The organism is Marinobacter halodurans (assembly GCF_004327985.1).
In the GTDB taxonomy this organism is placed as follows: Bacteria; Pseudomonadota; Gammaproteobacteria; order Pseudomonadales; family Oleiphilaceae; genus Marinobacter_A; species Marinobacter_A halodurans.
In genome coordinates this window covers 1-3,135 of sequence record NZ_SJDL01000095.1, presented here as the reverse complement: position 1 = coordinate 3,135, position 3,135 = coordinate 1, and the positions used below count along the sequence as shown (strand labels likewise).

Below are 3,135 nucleotides of genomic sequence, written 5' to 3'. Positions count from 1 at the left end.
TCCTATCCGTCGGAGCAGTGCATCCACGAGTTGTTCGAGGCACAGGTGCAGCGCAGCCCGGAGGCGGTGGCGCTGGTGCACGGCGATGAGACGCTGAGCTATGGCGCGCTGAACGCGCGGGCGAACCGGTTGGCGCACTACCTGCGGGAACTGGGCGTGGGCCCGGACGACCGTGTGGCGATCTGCGCGGAGCGCTCGCTGGCGATGGTGGTGGGCCTGCTGGGTGTGTTGAAGGCGGGCGGGGCCTATGTGCCACTGGACCCGGAATACCCGGCCGAGCGACTGGCGCACATGCTGGAGGACAGTGCCCCGGTGGCGGTGTTGGTCCACGGCGACGTGCCGACGCTGGCCACGGGCGACCGTCCGGTGATTGCGCTGGACGACAGTGCGCCCTGGACCTCCTACCCGGTGGACAATCCCGAACGAGGCAACCTGACCCCTTCCCACCTGGCCTACGTGTTCTACACCTCCGGTTCCACCGGTTTGCCCAAGGGGGTGATGATCGAGCATCGAAGCGTGGTGAATCGCCTGGTTTGCGTGGCGGATGACTATCGTCTGGATGCAGCTGATGTCGCTATTCAGAATACACCGATTTGCTTCGATCCGTCCGTGCGGGAGTGTTTCGCACCTCTGCTCCATGGGGCCTCGCTGGTGATGCTGCCCGCTGGGGCCCACAAGAACCCTGATGCATTGATCGAATCAATCGTTCAACACTCCGTCACCACGATCGCTTTTGTTCCGTCAATGCTGACCAGCTTCCTGGCTGCCCCGGGTGTTGCACTCTGCCGCTCGTTGCGCCGTGTAACTTGCGGCGGCGAGGCGTTTCCAGAAGCTAGCATTGAAACGCTTCATCGAGTCCTGCCTGGAGTGACGATTCACAACCTGTACGGGCCGACAGAGGCTTGCATTGATGTGATCGTCTGGACCTGTCCGCGGGACACGAAGGTAGACACTGTGCCGATCGGACGGCCGGTCGCGAACACACGAATTTATCTGCTCGACGCCAGGGGGATGCCGGTCCCATTGGGGGCGGTGGGTGAGATCTACATCGGGGGTGCCGGTGTGGCGCGCGGTTACCTGAACCGTCCGGAGCTGACGGCGGAGCGCTTCGTGCTGGACCCGTTCAGTGCCGAACCGGGCGCACGGCTGTACCGCACGGGTGATCTGGGCCGCTACCGGCCCGACGGCAACATCGAATACCTGGGCCGCAACGACTTCCAGGTGAAGATCCGGGGTTTCCGGATTGAGCTTGGGGAGGTCGAGGCTTGCCTGATGGAACATGACACGGTGAAAGAGGCGGTGGTGCTGGCGCACGAGGATGCCTCCGGCGCCAATCGGCTGCTTGCGTATTACACGGGGGGGGCCGACGTGGCGGTTCTGCGATCCCATCTGCAAGCGGCGCTGCCTGCCCACATGGTGCCGTCGGCGTTCGTTGGACTGGAGAGTTTGCCGCTGACGCCAAGTGGCAAGCTGGATCGTAAAGCGCTGCCGGCGCCGGAAGATGACGCTTATGTGCGGGCGGTTTATGAGGCGCCGTCGGGCAAGGTGGAAGAGACGCTGGCCGGGATCTGGCAGGAACTGCTGGGCGTGGAGCGGGTTGGCCGGCAGGACTGCTTCTTTACCTTGGGCGGTCACTCGCTGCTGGTCATCAGCCTGATTGAGAGGCTACGGCAGCAAGGCCTGGAGCTGCCGGTGGGCGTTATCTACAGCCGGTCTGTCTTGGCTCAGATGGCTGTTGCCGCAACGGAAACCAGTAACGAGGTCGCCAAAGAGGACGTCCCGGCCAACAAACTCGATATCAAAGAGTACAGGTTATGACCAGTTACAACCCTTTCGATTTTCTTCGAGAGCTTAATATAGTCCTGGATATTGAGGGCGATGAATTGGTCGTGCGTGCGCCAGAAGGCGTCATGAATGCAGAAACCATCGAGTTACTACGACGTAACAAACAGGACCTGATTAAGGCGCTCCGCTCGGGAGACTCTCGCCTGACAGGAAAGACGGGGACGTTTCCGGCAATTACACCAGATCTGTTGTCGCTGGTGACGCTGACCCAGTTCGAAATCGACCAGGTTGTGGCATCGGTGACCGGTGGTGTCGCCAATGTGCAGGACATCTACCCGCTGGCGCCGTTGCAGGAAGGGATGCTGTATCACCATTTGTTGGCACAGGTGGGCGACCCCTACCTGGGGTATTCCCTGCTGGCCTTCGACAGCCGGGAGCGGCTGGACGCTTTCCTGTCGGCCTTGCAGGCGGTGATTGGCCGGCACGACATCCTGCGCACGGGGGTGCAGTGGGAAGGGTTGCCGGAGCCGGTGCAGGTGGTGTGGCGTGAAGCCGAGCTGCCGGTGGAAGAGGTGGCGCTGGATCCGCGGGCGGGTTCGATCGAGGAACAGCTCAAGGCGCGGTTCGATCCGCGTGAGTATCGGCTGGATATTCGGCGGGCGCCGTTACTGGCGGCGAAGGTGGCCGAGGACCCGGGCCAGGAGGCGGGGACGCCGGGCCGCTGGTTGCTGATGCTGCTGAACCATCATCTGGCCGGTGACGCCAGCACAACCCAGGCCCTGGTCGAGGAGGTCCAGGTACACCTGCACGGTGATGTCTCCGAGTTGCCCCTGCCGGTACCGTACCGGGACTACGTGGCGCAGGCGCGCCTGGGCCACAGTGTCGAATCGGATGAAACCTTCTTCCGGGACTTGCTGGGCACGGTGGACGAGCCGACCCTGCCGTACGGCCTGTCCGACGTGCAGGGCGATGGCGGGGACATCGGCGAGGCGGTGTTGCCGGTGGAAGTGGATCTCGGGCAGCGTCTGCGGGCGCAGGCGCGGGACCGTGGGGTGAGCGCGGCGAGCCTGTTCCACCTGGCCTGGGGCCGGGTGCTGGGCGGCCTGTCGGGTCGCGATGACGTGGTGTTCGGCACGGTGTTGCTGGGCCGTCACGGCGGAGTGGCCGAGCGAGCGCTGGGGATGTTCATCAACACGTTGCCGCTGCGGCTGGAGTTGGAGGGTTCGGTGGCCGAGGCGGTGGGTCAGGCGCAGCGTCGCCTGGCGGGTCTGTTGGCGCACGAGCATGCCTCGCTGGCGCTGGCGCAGCGCTGCAGCGGGGTCGAGGCGCCGCTGCCGCTGTTCAGCGCGC

The 3,135-nt window shown here is 64.3% G+C and carries 1 protein-coding gene and 1 pseudogene; both read left to right on the top strand.

The genetic code is table 11. From position 1 onward, the window contains the following. On the top strand, positions 1-1,818 hold a 1,818-nt coding region (locus tag EZI54_RS23350; RefSeq protein WP_131484259.1), incomplete at its 5' end, for a non-ribosomal peptide synthetase. Between the two features lie 62 nt (positions 1,819-1,880). Beyond that, positions 1,881-3,135, top strand: a pseudogene (locus EZI54_RS23345) (condensation domain-containing protein); the annotation flags it as partial.